General features: G+C 42.8%; 9 protein-coding genes. 8 read left to right on the forward strand and 1 reads right to left on the reverse strand.

Annotated features, from left to right (window positions below; all coding sequences use genetic code 11):
- The first annotated feature begins 55 nt into the window (after positions 1-55).
- The 5 genes from bamC to AR442_RS18245 all read left to right on the forward strand — a co-directional run bounded on the left by bamC (position 56) and on the right by AR442_RS18245 (position 13201).
- A complete protein-coding gene (gene bamC / locus AR442_RS18225; RefSeq protein ID WP_053285111.1) occupies positions 56-7915 on the forward strand; it encodes a bacillomycin D non-ribosomal peptide synthetase BamC in 7860 nt (2619 codons plus the stop codon).
- 170 nt (positions 7916-8085) lie between these two features.
- Positions 8086-9624, forward strand: a complete 1539-nt coding sequence (locus AR442_RS18230; RefSeq protein ID WP_032864008.1) for a glycoside hydrolase family 43 protein — start codon at positions 8086-8088, stop codon at positions 9622-9624.
- A 51-nt stretch (positions 9625-9675) separates the two neighbouring features.
- A complete protein-coding gene (xynC, locus tag AR442_RS18235; protein ID WP_053285110.1) occupies positions 9676-10947 on the forward strand; it encodes a glucuronoarabinoxylan endo-1,4-beta-xylanase XynC in 1272 nt (423 codons plus the stop codon).
- Positions 10948-11090: 143 nt separating this feature from the next.
- Positions 11091-11798, forward strand: coding sequence for a response regulator transcription factor (locus tag AR442_RS18240; protein ID WP_014418043.1), 708 nt, complete (start codon positions 11091-11093; stop codon positions 11796-11798).
- A 2-nt stretch (positions 11799-11800) separates the two neighbouring features.
- Complete coding sequence (locus AR442_RS18245) at positions 11801-13201, forward strand: sensor histidine kinase (RefSeq protein WP_032863999.1); 1401 nt, start codon at positions 11801-11803, stop codon at positions 13199-13201.
- Positions 13202-13250: 49 nt separating this feature from the next.
- Here AR442_RS18245 and AR442_RS18250 read toward each other — a convergent pair whose 3' ends face one another.
- Positions 13251-13562, reverse strand: coding sequence for a magnetosome magnetite crystal formation protein family (locus AR442_RS18250; RefSeq protein ID WP_014418041.1), 312 nt, complete (start codon positions 13560-13562; stop codon positions 13251-13253).
- A gap of 443 nt (positions 13563-14005) precedes the next feature.
- Here AR442_RS18250 and AR442_RS18255 point away from each other — a divergent pair, with 443 nt between their 5' ends.
- The 3 genes from AR442_RS18255 to thsB all read left to right on the forward strand — a co-directional run bounded on the left by AR442_RS18255 (position 14006) and on the right by thsB (position 17263).
- Positions 14006-15511 (forward strand): cellulase family glycosylhydrolase, encoded by a 1506-nt coding sequence (locus tag AR442_RS18255; protein WP_014418040.1) that lies wholly within the window; start codon positions 14006-14008, stop codon positions 15509-15511.
- Positions 15512-15807: 296 nt separating this feature from the next.
- Positions 15808-16701, forward strand: a complete 894-nt coding sequence (thsA, locus tag AR442_RS18260) for a Thoeris anti-phage system NAD(+) hydrolase ThsA (protein WP_014418039.1) — start codon at positions 15808-15810, stop codon at positions 16699-16701.
- Positions 16691-17263 (forward strand): Thoeris anti-phage system ThsA activator ThsB, encoded by a 573-nt coding sequence (thsB, locus tag AR442_RS18265; RefSeq protein WP_014418038.1) that lies wholly within the window; start codon positions 16691-16693, stop codon positions 17261-17263. The genes thsA and thsB overlap by 11 nt, the downstream gene beginning before the upstream one ends.
- Positions 17264-17547: the final 284 nt, after the last annotated feature.

Raw genomic sequence — 17547 nt, forward strand, 5'->3', positions numbered from 1 at the left:
TGGTGTTTTTACGGGGACAGCCATCAGCCGGCTAAAACTTACTGGAGGGATATTAATGTCAGAATTTAAGCAACAGGAGTTGTTCTGGAGCAGCATGTTCAATGCGGAAGATCGTCCCAGTGCAATCCCTTCGTTTCAAATGTCGGACTCAACAATAGAGCACGATGCGCCGAGTGCACCCAACCGTATTCACAGTTCATTGAGCTCCGATGTATCCCTGCGCATCATGAAGATGACGAATAAATCGCCAATGGCCGTTTATATGGTTCTCCTGGTCGGAATCGAGTGTCTTTTATACAAATATACGGGGGAAGAGGGCGTTATTGTAGGTGTTCCGACCTTTGAAGACGAAACCGATGAAGACCTTCGTTTAGATCAAGTCATGTTAATCAAACAAAACATAAATGCGGACGGCACATTTAAATCCATATTTAATGAATTCAAGCATACGCTGAACGGAGCCATCTTACATCAGCACGTTCCTTTCGATAAAATGGCCGGTCCATTAAATCTGAACTACGATTCAAATCATTTGCCAATGATCCACACGATCGTATCACTAGATCAGCTTCACCCCATTCGTTTTATAGAAACGGCCGCTGCTGATACGTTATTTCAGTTTTCCATAGAAAATGATTCGATTCATTTAAAGTTAACTTATAATGAACAAGCTTATGATCGCCAGTATATGATGCAAGTGATCGAACATGTAAACCGGATTTTTTCGATTTTGTTATTCCAACCCGACCTTATGATCCGCCAGCTTAATATTCTGTCAGACTCAGAGACAAATCAACTCATCGCCTATAATCAAACGGCTGCAGAGTATCCAAGAGAAAAAACGATTCATCAATTTTTGGAGGAACAAGCGGGACGTACCCCTGATCAAACGGCTGTTGTCTACGAGGATAGCCGTCTGACGTACCGTGAATTGAATGAAAGGGCGAATCAACTCGCTCGGACACTGCAATCTGAAGGCGTGCAGCCGGATCAGCCGGTCGGGATTATGGCCGAACGCTCCCTGGATATGATTGTAGGGATCTTCGGGATCTTGAAAGCCGGCGGGGCGTATGTACCGATTGACCCGGGCTATCCCGAGGAACGGGTTCGATACATATTGGAGGATTCGGATACGAAGTTGTTACTCGTGCAGAATCAATCGCAAGAGAGAGTACCTTTTACGGGAAAAGTGCTGGATATGAAAGATCCGCAAAACTTTTGTGAAGACGGGTCGAATGTAGAGCCGGCTGCTGGTCCGGATCATCTGGCCTATGTTATTTATACATCGGGTTCAACGGGCAAGCCGAAAGGGGTTATGGTTGAGCACCGGTCGGTCATCAATCGGCTGGTGTGGATGCAGGAAAAATACCCTCTCGATGAGCGGGATGCGATTCTGCAAAAAACTGCGATCACCTTTGATGTATCAGTGTGGGAACTGTTCTGGTGGACGATGGCAGGTTCTAAACTGGTGCTGCTGCCAAGCGGAGGAGAAAAGAATCCCGAGCTGATTTTAGATACAATTGCACAAAAAGGTGTCAGCACAATGCATTTTGTACCGGCGATGCTGCATGCCTTCCTGGAATCCATGGATCAGAAGCCAAGCGGGATGTTGAAACAAAAATTAGCGTCATTAAGACATGTGTTTGCAAGCGGGGAGGCTTTGAAGCCTGTACATGTCGCAGGCTTCAAACGCATCATCACGTCGGTGAGCCAGGCTCAAATCATCAACTTGTACGGACCGACTGAGGCAACAATTGATGTATCATACTTTGATTGCCAGACGGAAGAAACGTATGCATCGATTCCGATAGGCAAACCGATTTCCAACATTCAATTGTATATATTACATGCTGATTTGGAACATATGCAGCCGACCGGTGTAGCGGGAGAACTGTGCATAGCGGGCGATGGGCTTGCAAGGGGCTACTTGAATCGTCCCGAACTGACGGCCGAGAAGTTTGTAAACCATCCGATTGCAGCAGGAGAACGGATATACCGGACGGGAGACTTGGCAAGATGGCTGCCGGACGGCAATATCGAGTATTTGGGCCGGATTGATCACCAGGTGAAAATCCGCGGTTACCGCATTGAAATCGGCGAAGTCGAAGGCGCTTTTTTTCAGCTGCCGGCGATCAAAGAAGCCATCGTTATCGCCCGGGAAATCGATGGGGAAACATCCTTGTGCGCCTATTATACCGCACAACATGCTTTAACTGCAGGCCAGCTCCGTGAAGAGCTGTCCCGGCAGCTTCCATCCTATATGATACCTGCGTATTTCGTTCAGCTGGAAGAGATGCCGCTTACTTTCAACGGGAAAATAGACCGTAAATCCCTTCCTTCTCCAAGAGAGAATCTTACAGGCATGAACTATGAAGCTCCCCGAACAGAACTGGAAAAAATAATGGCCGCGGTGTGGGAGTCGGTCTTAGGCTTAGAACGGGTCGGAATCTCAGATCATTTCTTCGAATTGGGGGGCGATTCCATTAAGTCGATTCAAGTGTCCTCAAGATTATACCAAGCCGGGTATAAGTTTGAAATCAAACACTTGTTTAAATACCCAACGATCTCCGAGCTTGTTCCATACGTAGAGCCGGTAACCCGAATCGCAGAACAAGGAGAAATTAAAGGCCGGGCGCTGCTGACACCGATTCAGCATTGGTTTTTTGACCAGAAATACCCGGAATTACACCATTATAATCAAGCGGTTATGCTTTATTGGAAAGAGGGACTGGATGAATCAAAGCTTCGGGACGTCATGAAGAAGATCACAGAGCATCACGATGCTTTGCGCATGGTCTATGTTCCGACAGAAGATGGATATGAAGCCCGAAATCGGGGGATCGAAGAAGGTGATCTGTTCAGCCTTGAAGTGATCTCATTACGCGAAGAAAAAAATGTGTCCCAGACGATAGAAACCATTTCCAATGAGATTCAGCAATCCATTCATTTAGCCGAAGGACCGCTCATGAAACTGGGATTGTTCCGGTGTCAAGAGGGAGATCATTTGCTGATTGCGGTTCATCATCTGGTCATCGACGGCGTATCGTGGAGGATTTTACTTGAGGATATAGCGGCAGCTTATGAGCAGCTCCAAAACGGCGAAGCGATCCGGCTTCCGAAGAAAACGGACTCTTACCTGTTATGGGCTGAACAGTTGAATCGTTATGCAGAAAGTCAGGAATTCGAAGCGGAAAATCAATACTGGTTCAGACAGAAACATAATCCGCAGCATACATTGCCAAAGGACAATGAACAGGAGACCGGTCTGGCCAAAGACCGGGAAACGGTCATCGTTCAATGGACCGTTGAGGAAACCGAACGTTTATTAAAAAACGCTCACCGGGCTTATTCGACCGATATGAACGATTTATTACTGACCGGTCTGGGAATTGCTATTCATCGTTGGACCGGATATGAAGACATTCTCATTGATCTTGAAGGACACGGCAGAGAGTCTATCATTCCGGATCTCGATATTTCGCGTACGGTGGGATGGTTCACAAGCCTATATCCGGTTTCGCTTCAAATCAAAGCTGATCAGGATATCCCGCAGCGGATTAAAACAGTGAAAGAAAATTTGCGTCAGATCCCCCAAAAAGGAATAGGTTACGGCCTGATCAAATATTTGTCCGATCACCCGAAGGCACATGAATGGACCGGACATCCGGAAATACGTTTCAATTATTTGGGTCAATTTGATCAAGATGTCCGGAACGGCAAGATGGAGGTATCCCCTTACTCAAGCGGGAAAACAGCCAGTGACAATCGTCCCTTGACCTATACACTTGATATCAACGGCATGATTTCAGACGGCCGATTGTCGCTGGCCATCAGCTATTGCGGTAAACAATATCAGAGAGAAACAATGGAAGCCTGTGCCGATCTCTTAAAAAACAGCCTGCAGCAAGTCATCGCACATTGTGATGCTCAAGATCAAATTCACCTGACGCCAAGCGACATTTCGTTAAAAGGTATAACGATCGGTGAATTGGATCAATTTGTGCAGCAAACGAGTCATCTCGGTGACATTGAAAATATATACCCATTAACCCCGATGCAGAAAGGAATGTTGTTCCACAGCTTGATCGATTCGGCTTCCGAAGCTTACTTTGAACAAGCCGCTTTTGATCTGAAAGGATTCTTGGATATCGATGCATTCAGGATGAGTTTGGCGCATCTGGCCGAAAAATATGACATTCTTCGGACTCTTTTTTATACAGAATGGAAAGATCAGCCTTTGCAGATTGTATTCCGGCAAAAGCCGATTGAAACGGCCGTTGAAGATATTCGCAGCATGAACAGTCACCAGCGCAGCGAGTTTATTGCCGATTTTGCAAGAAGAGATAAGGCGCGGGGATTCAATCTCACCCGGGATGCTTTAATGCGCGTATCGATCCTGCGGACAGAGGAAGACCAAGCGCGATTGATATGGAGCTTTCATCATATTTTAATGGACGGCTGGTGTTTGCCTCTTGTTACGAAAGAAGTGTTTGAAACCTATTATGCGATACTCGAGCAAAGGCAGCCGAAGCGGGGAGCCGTCACTCCATACAGCCGATATATCGAATGGCTGGATCAACAAGACCACAAGCAGGCGTCAGCCTATTGGCGTAACTATTTAGAAGGTTATGAAGGGCAAACTGTTTTGTTACAAGAACAATCTTCCGGCCGGGCGAAAGGATACGAAAAAGGTGAGCATGAGTTTCGTTTAGGAAAGCGGCTCACAGACGAAATCAAACGGGCCGCAAGCCGCCAGCAAGTCACCGTCAATACATGGATACAAACCGCATGGGGCTTATTGCTGCAAAGATACAACGGGAGTCAGGATGTCGTCTTCGGCACGGTCGTATCCGGCAGACCGGCAGAAATTCCGGGAATTGAAACCATGGTCGGTTTATTTATCAATACCATTCCCGTACGTATTCATACGCAGCCTGAAATGACAGCTGCACAAGTATTGAAAATGAATCAGGAGCGGGCACTGGCTTCTCAAAAATATGATACATTTCCGCTGTATGACATTCAGGCTCAAACTGAGCAAAAGCAGCAGTTGATCAATCATATTATGGTATTTGAGAATTACCCGGTTGAGAAACAAATAGAACATATGAAGCAGGATGACAACGCATTAGACATTCTCGATTTTCATATGGAAGAACATACTCATTACGATTTTACTTTTATAGTGATGCCGGATGGAGAAATTGACATTCGTTTTGTATACAATCGCGATGTTTTTGATCAAGCAAGTGTCGAACGGATGCAGACGCATTTCATGCAAATCATGAAGCAAATGGCGGACGATCAGGAAATTCGCGTACAAGACCTTGATATCGTAACAGCGGATGAACGTTCGCTCCTGATAGATAAGTTCAACGATACGGCGGCGGAGTATCCAAAGGAAAAGACGATTCATCAATTGTTTGAAGAACAAGCGGAGCGAACGCCGGAGCACGTGGCGATTGTTTTTGAAGATAAGAAGCTGACGTATCGGGTAGTAAATGAACGCGCCAATCAGCTGGCCCGAACCTTGGCTGCCAAAGGACTTCAGGCCGAGGATCTTGTCGGCATTATGGCGGAACGTTCACCGGAGATGGTGATAGGCATCCTTGCTATTTTGAAAGCCGGGGGTGTTTACGTACCGGTCGATCCGGATTATCCGAAAGAACGCATCCATTATATGCTTGAGGATTCTAACGTCTCTATCTTATTATTGCAGCATCATCTTCTGGAAGATACCGATTATCAAAGTCATACTGTCTTCCTTGACGATCCGTCATCATACGGCGCCGAATCATCTAATCTCAATCTGAACGTGATGCCAAATCAATTAGCCTACGTTATTTATACATCAGGAACAACAGGGAATCCGAAAGGCACGCTCATTGAACATAAAAACGTGGTTCGTCTGTTATTTAACAACAAAAATGTTTTTGATTTTAACGCATCGGACACTTGGACTTTGTTTCATTCCTTCTGCTTTGATTTTTCAGTATGGGAAATGTACGGAGCGCTGCTGTATGGGGGCAAATTAGTGATTGTTCCGAAACAAACAGCAAAAAACCCGGAAAGGTATTTGCAATTGTTAAAATCGGAAGCTGTGACCATTTTAAATCAAACGCCGAGTTATTTCTATCAACTGATGCAGGAGGAGAGAGAAGATCCCGAATCCAATTTAAACATCCGAAAAATCATATTTGGCGGAGAGGCGTTAAATCCATCCTTCTTGAAAGACTGGAAGCTTAAATATCCTTTAACCCAATTAATCAATATGTACGGCATTACCGAAACCACCGTTCATGTCACATATAAAGAAATCACGGAACGGGAAATCGACGAGGGCAGAAGCAACATCGGACAACCTATTCCTACTCTGCAAGCGTATATTTTGGACGAATATCAGCGCATTCAGGTAATGGGCATACCGGGCGAGCTCTATGTGGCAGGAGAGGGACTGGCCAGAGGATATTTGAACCGCCCGGAATTAACGGCTGAGAAATTTGTTGAACACCCGTTTGCCGCAGGCGAAAAAATGTACAAAACGGGAGATGTCGCCCGGTGGCTGCCTGACGGCAATATCGAGTATTTGGGAAGAATTGATCATCAGGTGAAAATCCGGGGCTACCGGATTGAAATTGGCGAGGTCGAAGCGGCTTTATTGCAACTGGAATCTGTCAAAGAAGCGGTCGTCATCGCGATTGAAGAAGAGGGCTCAAAGCAGCTGTGCGCCTACTTGTCAGGAGACGATTCATTAAATACGGCGCAGCTGAAGCGTCATTTACTGAACAAACTGCCCGCTTATATGATACCGGCTTACTTTGTCCAAATGGAGAAGATGCCGATAACCGCAAATGGAAAAATCGATCGAAAAGCTTTGCCGGCTCCTGAGGGAAATAGGCTCACCGGAACCGAATACGAAGCGCCCGGAACGTTAATTGAAAAGCAGCTGGCCGAGATATGGAAGAACATTTTAGCTCTCAGTGACCCGGGAATTAAAGATAACTTCTTTGACGTTGGCGGCCATTCGCTCAAAGTATTGCAAGTTATTCATCAAATCAACGACCGTATGGGAATCAAAATGCATTATCAAGCCGTATACGATTTTCCTACCATCGAAACAATGGCACGCGCCATTCAAGCGGCAGTTTTCGAGTCCAAGACGGATAACGTATTCGTCAAGATGAATCAGAACGGTTCAATCCCTGTGTTCTGTTTCCCGCCTTTAATCGGGTACGGGCTGGTCTATAATGAAATGGCGAAAAGACTTGACGGCCGCTGCACCGTCTATGCCGCTGATTTCCTAGAAGAGCCGTCTTACGAGCAAGAGATCGTTGACCGGTATGCAGAAAGCATGATAGGCATTCAGGAACAAGGGCCCTTTGTTTTACTCGGTTACTCCTCGGGGTCAAATTTGGCTTTTGAGGTTGCCAAAGCCTTGGAGAAGCGCGGACGCATCGTATCGGACATTATGATGCTTGATTCTAAAAGAGCCGTTTCGGTGAATTATTTTTCAGAAGAGGAAACCGAAGAGATCATTCATCGGAATCTGGATATCATTCCGGATTATTATAGAGAATTATTAACCATTCCTTCCATTAAGGATAAAATCAGAAGCTATCTCACATATCACAATAAACTGATCAATTCCGGCGCGGTGAACGCCAACATTCATCATTTTCAATGCGGCGAGTTGACCGATAGAGGATGGACGCAATCAACCGCACAGCATTACCTTGAGTACAAATTAAAAGGAGACCATGTGACGATCTTTGACCCTCACAATATCGAAGAAAATACGGATGCAATTCGATCTATTATCAAAAGGATTGAAGAACGGCATCATCACGGACTTGTTCTTGAAGAACAACTGTCAATAGGATCGTTTGCGGGGGACGCAAAGTTTGACAAAATGTAAATGATCCAGAGCAAAATGCCGCTGACTGCAATCGGCGGCATTTTTCATAAAAGAGGGTCAGATATTTGCAGCGTTTTCACTCTAAAAATCATTCATTTTACGCATTCTTCATGACCTGTTGTTATCATATTTTTTAAAAACCTAATATGCGGAAACAGGAGGATGTTAAGCTGATGAAAAAGTGCAGCGTATGTTTATTGATTCTTGCTTTATTATTGAGCTGTTTACCTGGGGAATATGCGAATGCGGTAAGCACTCCAATTGCAAAACATGCCGGGAATTCAAATCCGCTTATCGACCATCATCTGGGCGCAGATCCGTTTGCGCTGACCTATAACGGAAGAGTCTACATCTATATGTCAAGCGATGACTATGAATATAATAGCGACGGCACGATTAAGGATAATTCATTTGCCAATTTGAATAAAATATCCGTCATATCTTCAGCGGATATGGTGAACTGGACAGATCACGGAGCGATTCCCGCAGCGGGTGCCAATGGGGCGAATGGCGGCCGGGGGATTGCCAAATGGGCAGGAGCATCATGGGCCCCGTCAGCCGCGGTGAAAAAGATCAATGGTAAGGATAAATTTTTCCTTTATTTCGCAAACGGCGGCGGAGGTATCGGGGTTCTCACCGCAGACAGCCCGACCGGTCCATGGACAGATCCGATCGGAAAAGCGCTGGTAACGCCAAATACGCCAGGAATGTCCGGTGTTGTATGGCTTTTTGATCCGGCAGTATTCGTAGATGATGACGGTACCGGTTACCTATATGCCGGCGGAGGCGTTCCGGGCGGTTCAAATCCCGCACAGGGACAATGGGCCAATCCTAAAACAGCAAGAGTCATGAAATTAGGTCCTGATATGACCAGTGTTGCCGGAAGTGCATCGACCATTGATGCGCCATTTATGTTTGAAGACTCAGGGATGCATAAGTATAACGGGAAATATTACTATTCCTATTGTATCAATTTCGGGGGCGCGCACCCGGCCGATAAACCTCCAGGTGAGATTGGCTATATGACCAGCTCAAGTCCCATGGGTTTCTTTTCGTATAGAGGGCACTTTCTGAAAAATCCGGGAGCATTTTTCGGAGGCGGCGGGAACAATCACCATGCTGTTTTCAATTTTAAAAACGAGTGGTATGTGGTGTATCATACTCAAACTGTCAGCTCCGCTCTTTACGGGGCCGGCAAAGGATACCGTTCTCCCCATATTAATAAGCTTGTGCATAATCCAGATGGCTCCCTGCAAGAGGTAGCGGCAAATTTTGCAGGTGTCAAACAGCTATCCAACTTGAATCCATATCACCGGGTAGAAGCGGAAACGTTTGCCTGGAACGGACGAATTTTGACAGAGGCATCCTCAGCACCCGGCGGGCCGGTCAATAATCAACATGTCACAAACATTCATAACGGAGACTGGATTGCTGTTGGAAATGCAGACTTCGAGTCAGGCGGCGCTAGGACGTTTAAAGCAAATGTAGCGTCCGCTAGAGGCGGAAAAATAGAAGTACGGCTAGACAGTGCAAACGGTAAGCTTGTCGGAACCTTGAATGTCCCTTCGACAGGCGGAACGCAATCCTGGAGAGAAATAGAAACTGCGGTAAGCGGCGCATCCGGTGTTCACAACGTATTCTTTGTATTTACGGGAACTGGTACAGGAAACTTGTTTAACGTTGATTACTGGCAGTTTACACAAAGATAAGCAAAGGTACGTTTTCTAAGTCCATAAAAGACATATGAAAGAGAGGAAAAAATGATGTCGAGCGTAAAAAAATCAATTTGTGTATTATTGGTATGTTTCACAATGATGTCCGTCATGCTCTTAGGACCGGGAGTTACTGAAGTTTCAGCAGCAAGTGATGCGACAGTTAATATATCTGCAGATAGACAAGTGATTCGCGGTTTTGGAGGAATGAACCACCCGGCTTGGATTGGAGATTTGACTGCGCCTCAACGGGAGACCGCTTTTGGCAATGGACAGAATCAGTTAGGTTTTTCGGTCTTAAGAATTCATGTAGATGAAAATAGAAATAATTGGTACAAGGAAGTGGAGACTGCAAAGAGTGCGATCAAACATGGAGCAATCGTTTTCGCTTCCCCTTGGAATCCGCCGAACGATATGGTTGAGACTTTCAATCATAATGGTGACACATCAGCTAAGCGGCTGAGATACGATAAGTACGCCGCATACGCGCAGCATCTTAACGATTTCGTTAATTTCATGAAGAGTAATGGTGTGAATCTGTATGCGATTTCTATGCAAAACGAGCCTGATTACGCTCACGAATGGACATGGTGGACGCCCCAAGAAATCCTGCGTTTCATGAGAGAAAATGCCGGTTCCATTAATGCCCGCGTGATTGCGCCGGAATCATTTCAATACCTGAAAAATATATCGGACCCCATTTTGAACGATCCGCAGGCGCTTAGGAATATGGATATCCTCGGAGCCCACCTGTACGGCACTCAGGTCAGCCAATTCCCTTATCCTCTTTTCAAACAAAAAGGAGGAGGGAAAGAGCTATGGATGACGGAGGTATACTATCCGAACAGTGACAACAATTCAGCGGATCGCTGGCCTGAGGCTTTAGGTGTTTCAGAGCATATTCATCATTCAATGGTAGAGGGAGATTTTCAAGCTTATGTGTGGTGGTACATCCGCAGATCATACGGCCCTATGAAAGAAGATGGGATGATCAGCAAACGCGGATACAATATGGCTCATTTCTCAAAATTTGTGCGCCCTGGCTATGTAAGGATTGATGCAACGAAAAATCCTGAACCGAATGTTTACGTGTCAGCCTATAAAGGAGACAATAAAGTCGTGATTGTTGCCATTAATAAAAATAACACAGGGGTCAACCAAAACTTTGTACTGCAGAATGGAACTGCTTCGCAAGTATCCAGATGGATCACGAGCAGCAGCAGCAATCTTCAACCTGGAACGGATCTCAAAGTAACGGACAATCATTTTTGGGCCCATCTTCCGTCTCAAAGCGTGACAACATTTGTTGTAAAGCGTTAAAGGCATCAGCATTGCAATAAGCCAATTTTCTTACTCGAAAAAGAAAATTGGCTTATTTTCTGTGGGAGAGAAGTGTTGATTTTTTTAACGATACACGGACATTGGGTATAATAATGACAATGACTTCAAGGAGTGATCAATATATGTCACGGCTTCACAGCAAAGTATTAATCATAGACGATGAAAAAGAAATTTTGGAACTGATCAAAACCGTATTAATAAGAGAAGGCATTGATCGCGTAGTGACCGCTTCGACTGCCCGTGACGGATTGGCTCAATTTCATCAAGAAAATCCCGATCTTGTGATATTGGATATCATGCTGCCAGACGGTGAAGGCTATGATATCTGCAAGCAAATAAGAGACATTTCACACGTTCCTATTATCTTTTTGTCTGCAAAGGGGGAGGAAACGGATAAAATTGTAGGACTTGCCATCGGCGGAGACGACTACATTACAAAACCCTTCAGCCCTAAGGAAGTTGCATATCGGGTCAAAGCGCAGCTGAGACGGGTCTCTTACTTACAGCCTTCTCAAACCGGAACCGTAATAAAAAAAGGACCATTTGAATTAAACCAACAACAAGCTGAGCTCACCAAAAATGAAGCGGCTATTGAGTTAACACCTAAAGAACTTATGCTTATGACCTATTTTCTGCAGCATCCCAATCGGGTGATCAGTAAAGAAACACTCTATCAAGCTGTATGGGGAGAAGATTTCTTCGGTTCTGACAACACGGTGATGGTTCATATACGCAGGCTCCGTGAGAAAATAGAAAACATCCCATCAAAACCAGACTTTCTCGTCACTGTGAAAGGGTTAGGCTACAAATTTGTTGTAAAGGATGCGTAAGGATGAATTGGCGATTAACAGGCAGATATATGGTCTCTGTCATTATCGTGACCATCATTACAGTCTTCATTAATTTATTTATTTTTATGTTTTGGCTCGTTTTCCAGGCGAACAGCCAACATAACGAAGAAAGTACACCGGAAACTTTCACAAGATCATTCCGACAATATGTCACGTTATCGAACAATGGTATCACAGTAAACAAAGAGGGCCAAAAAGCTTTAAAAGAGCAGAATGCATGGATTCAAATATTAGATGAAAACGGACAGGATGTTTATCATGATAGAGAACCTAAAGGACTGAAGGAAAAATATACGCCTATTGAAATTGTAAATTTACATAAATATAAGGATGAACAATTATTATCAACCATTTACGCCGGCGGAAAAAAAGTAAACGGCAAGGAGTACAGTTACTTTATAGGGTTTAAAAATCCCTCTCTCGGAAAATATGTCCTCTCATATGATACCAAGGAATTTGTGACGAAGTTCAATGCAGGGACCATCATATTATTATCAATAGATGCATTGATCGCGTTACTCATCGGCTATCTATTCAGCCGGCAGCTCACAAAACCGCTCGGCCGTGTCATTCAAGGAATCCAGCGGTTAGCTAATGGAGATTATACGATCAAAATGAAATCCAAAGGCATTTATAAAGATGTCTTCTATAATGTCAATCATTTATCGGAACAACTATCTTCAAGCAAAAAAGAAAAAGATAAATTAGAGCAAATGCGTGAAGAGTGGATCAGTCATATTTCTCATGACATTAAAACACCATTAGCATCTATTCAAGGCTATGCAGAAATCATCCAAGATCCAAATTACCATCTCACAGTCGAACAGATCAGAGAGTACGCCCAGATCATTCAGAGTAAATCCCTCTATATGAAAGATGTGATGGAAGATTTAAATTTAACGACAAGGCTGAAAAACAACGATGTGATGTTACATACAGAGCGGGTAAACCTTGTATCGCTGCTGCGGGAAACGTTAATTGATATGTTAAACGATTCTAGATATGCGGATAAATCCATTGAACTTCAAACGAACCTGGAAAAGCTGATGCTGAACCTTGATGCGATATTAATTCGGAGAGCGGTCACGAATCTCATTTTAAATGCCCTCGTTCACAATGATCCTGATGTGAAGATCGTTGTACAGCTTGAACAAAAAGAACGAACTCATGTGACAATTAAGGACAACGGCAAAGGGATAGAAGAAGAGGAGCTGGAAAAAGTGTTTGATCGCTATTACAGGGGCACAAATACAGGAACGACGCATGCAGGCTCTGGTCTTGGAATGGCCATAGCAAAGGATATTATCCAAAAGCACGGAGGGGACATCACCATTCAAAGCACCACGGGAGAAGGGACAACGATAGATATACAATTATCATAATGGCTATACAAAAAAAGGTTCTGTTGATCAATAACAGAACCTTTTTTTCCTATTGTTCCGAAAACACTTTGATTCCTTTGACAATGTTCCAAATGAAAAAGTAGATCGCCACAAGGAATGTAACAGCATACGTCGCAAGCAGGAAAGGCCCGGCGTGCCTGATGTCATTCATACCAAGTAAACCTGAAGCGATGATGCCAATTACAAAAATCAAATAAGGAATCAGATGCGTCCACAAAGATTTTTTCGCATGATATTTCACATCGTCCTGGCCTAAGAAATAGACGATAATCGGAAACAGAAACGGCGCAAAAAATATACTGAAGTAACATAATGAAGACAAAATTTTATTTTCTCTCAAACCTTTTCACCTCTATGATTTATTGAAGGGGAATTCTTCTGGCTGAATCCCTCACTGAAGTACAATCTTATTGTACAACTCCAACCTTAACCCGTATTAATCCAAACCTTACATCAACCTTACATTAACAAGGACGGGCAAGGGCTCGTCTTCTTACAGCAATCATAAGATTCAATGCCATATTGAGACTCATCACATTCAGCGTGTCTACGTTGGATTCGATTGAAAAATGACGTGTAAAGTCCCGTTTCAGTCCGGTTTTCTTTGTTCTATATGTGTCAGGTGTGTCTTATTTAATAGAGATAGAGCAAATTGACAGGCTTTTACACCTCTCAAAAACAAGAAATTAGGTTGATAGACAATCATGAGAAAGATTTTTACAATGAGTTCGAGCTCATAAGAAGTGAAGAGCCAAAATGATGCGAGGGAGGAAAAGATTAGATATGAAACGGTCAATTTCTATTTTTATTACGTGTTTATTGATTGCGGTATTGACAATGGGCGGCTTGCTGCCTTCGCCGGCATCTGCAGCAGGGACAAAAACGCCAGTAGCCAAGAATGGTCAGCTTAGCATAAAAGGTACACAACTCGTAAACCGAGACGGCAAAGCGGTACAACTGAAAGGGATCAGTTCACATGGATTGCAATGGTATGGCGATTTCGTCAATAAAGACAGCTTAAAATGGCTGAGAGACGATTGGGGCATCACCGTTTTCCGCGCGGCAATGTATACGGCAGATGGCGGTTATATTGACAACCCGACCGTGAAAAATAAAGTAAAAGAAGCGGTTGAAGCGGCAAAAGAACTTGGGATATATGTCATCATTGACTGGCATATCTTAAATGACGGCAACCCAAACCAAAATAAAGAGAAGGCAAAAGAATTTTTCAAGGAGATGTCAAGTCTTTACGGAAACACGCCAAACGTCATTTATGAAATTGCAAACGAACCAAACGGTGACGTGAACTGGAAGCGTGATATTAAACCGTATGCGGAAGAAGTGATTTCCGTTATCCGCAAAAATGATCCAGACAACATCATCATTGTCGGAACCGGTACATGGAGCCAGGATGTGAATGATGCTGCCGATGACCAGCTAAAAGATGCAAACGTCATGTACGCGCTTCATTTTTATGCCGGCACACACGGCCAATCTTTACGGGATAAAGCAAACTACGCACTCAGCAAAGGAGCGCCTATTTTCGTGACGGAATGGGGAACAAGCGATGCGTCTGGAAATGGCGGTGTATTCCTTGGCCAGTCGCGGGAATGGCTGAATTATCTCGACAGCAAGAACATCAGCTGGGTGAACTGGAATCTTTCTGATAAGCAGGAATCATCCTCGGCTTTAAAGCCGGGAGCATCTAAAACAGGCGGCTGGCCGCTTACAGATTTAACTGCTTCAGGAACATTCGTTAGAGAAAACATTCGCGGCTACAAAGATTCAACGAAAGAACGCCCTGAAACGCCAGCACAAGATAACCCCACACAGGAAAAAGGTATTTCTGTACAATACAAAGCAGGGGATGGGCGTGTGAACAGCAATCAAATCCGCCCGCAGCTTCACATAAAAAATAACGGCGATGCGACGGTGGATTTAAAAGATGTCACTGCCCGTTACTGGTATAACGTGAAAAACAAAGGCCAAAACTTTGACTTTGACTGTGACTACGCGCAGATTGGATGCGGCAATCTGACCCACAAATTTGTGACGCTGCATAAACCTAAGCAAGGTGCAGATACCTATCTGGAACTGGGGTTTAAAACAGGAACGCTGTCACCGGGAGCAAGCACAGGGAATATTCAGCTTCGTCTTCACAATGATGACTGGAGCAATTATGCACAAAGCGGCGATTATTCCTTTTTCCAATCAAATACGTTTAAAACAACGAAAAAAATCACATTATATCATCAAGGAAAACTGATTTGGGGAACAGAACCCAATTAGTTAAGCTTTAGGCGGACATCAGCAACGATGTCCGCTTTTATCATCTTAACAGCAATACAAGGAGGTTTACGTGGCGGATGAAACTCTGAAACAGTATATGGGCCTGTACAAATGTTGTTAGCAATCTCAAGAAAGCCCAGGAGTAGATATGATTCACTGAACAGATGTTCAATTTAAATCTAATAATGAAGAGGGCCTAGTCAAAGGCGCTCTTCATTATTAGATAAGACATAATCATTACACAAGATTTATGTCATGGTTCTATATTCATATTTTCATTGTAATAAATTGAAAATATGAATATAATAGGTAGTGATCGCAATACTAACATTGGAGGTTTTATGTGGAAGTTTAAAGAATTAATAAGAGATAAGACATTTAGAAGGTGGGCTCTGAGTATAATTCTGACTATTCCAACTAGTGTGAGTACATTCATTTCATTTCTAGACTTGGATGCTCGTTGTAGATTAATTATTTTACTTATATTAGTAGGGTTGTCGCTAGTCATAATAATTGTTCAATTCATTAGACTACTTTTTATGAATAATATCACTCTTAATCTCAATGGTTCCGAAGTTGAAATTAAAAAAGGTGATATTTTTGAAGTGCCAAGAAATAATTATAAAGTCATTGCATTTAATGAGTATTTTGACACTCAAGTAGATGACGTAATAATCGCCCGCGAAACATTAAATGGTCAATATATAAAGCGTTATTATTCACATCAAGATATCACTGAGTTGGATCAGAAAATTAAAGATGACGTAAAACTTAAAATTGAAGAAAAAAATGTTGAAAGACCTTTTGGAGGAAAAACAACACGTTACAGCTTGGGATCAGTCTTTAAAGATATGGATTTTTTTCTAGTTGCTTTTTCGAAGTTTGATAGGGAAAATCGTGCCCAATTAAAACTAAATGAATATGCAAGCTGCATGCTTAATGTATGGAATGAAATCAATACATTACATGCAAGCAAAGAAGTGTTTATCCCCTTATTAGGTTCTGGAATAACAAGACATGTGGATTCTGATGTTGGAGTCAATGAACTATTACATATAATGTTGTGGACATTTCAGATCAGTAAAGTAAAGTTTAGAGAACCAGCCAAAGTTACAATTCTTTTGTACAAAAATGATCACAAGAAGATCAATTTTTATAAGTTAAAGGAGTTTGAGAAGAATGGGTTATAGGAATGGAAATTATGCTGCTTTCTATGTCAGTGAACCGTTTAGTGAAAGTAGTTTAGGGGCTAATGCAACCAAGGATTTTGTGTCGTATAACATGTTAAGAGCATGGAAAGGAAAAGATAATAACTACCCATTTAATGACTCCCACGATAAAACATACAATGTACGGGACGGTAGTGATTGGGAGAAAACATTAAAGCCAAGATTAAGAAAAAGATTAGATCAATCAAAAAATATAATCTTTTTTTTAAGTAAGCATACTGAAAACAGCAAAGCTTTGCGAGAAGAAATTGATTACGGTATTAATGTGAAGGGGCTACCAGTTATCGTTGTATACCCTGAACTTTCCGAAAAGAGTGACATCATCGACTGCACTACAAAGGTTTTCAGATCAGAAGTGGTGAATTTATGGAGTCGAGTCCCTGTTTTTAAAGACTCTATGCTAAAGGTACCAACTATTCATATTCCTTATAAAAAAGACCAAATTAAAAAAGCTTTAGAGAACAAAGATTTTATGATTAATTCAAAGATTTCTGCAGGTTCGGTTTATTTTTATCCATGTTAATCTATTATGGGTGAATATAATTTAAAGAGAAAGAATAGATTTTCAGTTTCGTCCTCATGGTAGCTCATTAATTCAAAAACCTCTATGACCAATTTAATTTATTGAGGAGGTAGAGGTTTTGGTATTAAAATGATGAAGATAGATTATTGGATATGAATTTCATTTTATCTAGTTTACATAATATATATTCTAGGAAGTTAAATCTTTAATGGAAATTCTGTCTCGTTATCTTAAGTATACTTAGTTGGTGAGACAGAATTAAAAAAATAGGATGTATTACGATT

This window comes from Bacillus velezensis, assembly GCF_001461825.1.
Lineage (GTDB): Bacteria > Bacillota > Bacilli > Bacillales > Bacillaceae > Bacillus > Bacillus velezensis.

Excerpts from the sequence above, each read along its gene's own strand:
- AR442_RS18245 (WP_032863999.1), top strand. The coding sequence starts at position 11,801 with ATGAATTGGCGATTAACAGGCAGATATATGGTCTCTGTCATTATCGTG.
- AR442_RS18255 (WP_014418040.1), top strand. The coding sequence starts at position 14,006 with ATGAAACGGTCAATTTCTATTTTTATTACGTGTTTATTGATTGCGGTA.
- thsB (WP_014418038.1), top strand. The coding sequence starts at position 16,691 with ATGGGTTATAGGAATGGAAATTATGCTGCTTTCTATGTCAGTGAACCG.
- bamC (WP_053285111.1), top strand. The coding sequence starts at position 56 with ATGTCAGAATTTAAGCAACAGGAGTTGTTCTGGAGCAGCATGTTCAAT.
- AR442_RS18240 (WP_014418043.1), top strand. The coding sequence starts at position 11,091 with ATGTCACGGCTTCACAGCAAAGTATTAATCATAGACGATGAAAAAGAA.
- xynC (WP_053285110.1), top strand. The coding sequence starts at position 9,676 with ATGATGTCGAGCGTAAAAAAATCAATTTGTGTATTATTGGTATGTTTC.
- thsA (WP_014418039.1), top strand. The coding sequence starts at position 15,808 with ATGAATATAATAGGTAGTGATCGCAATACTAACATTGGAGGTTTTATG.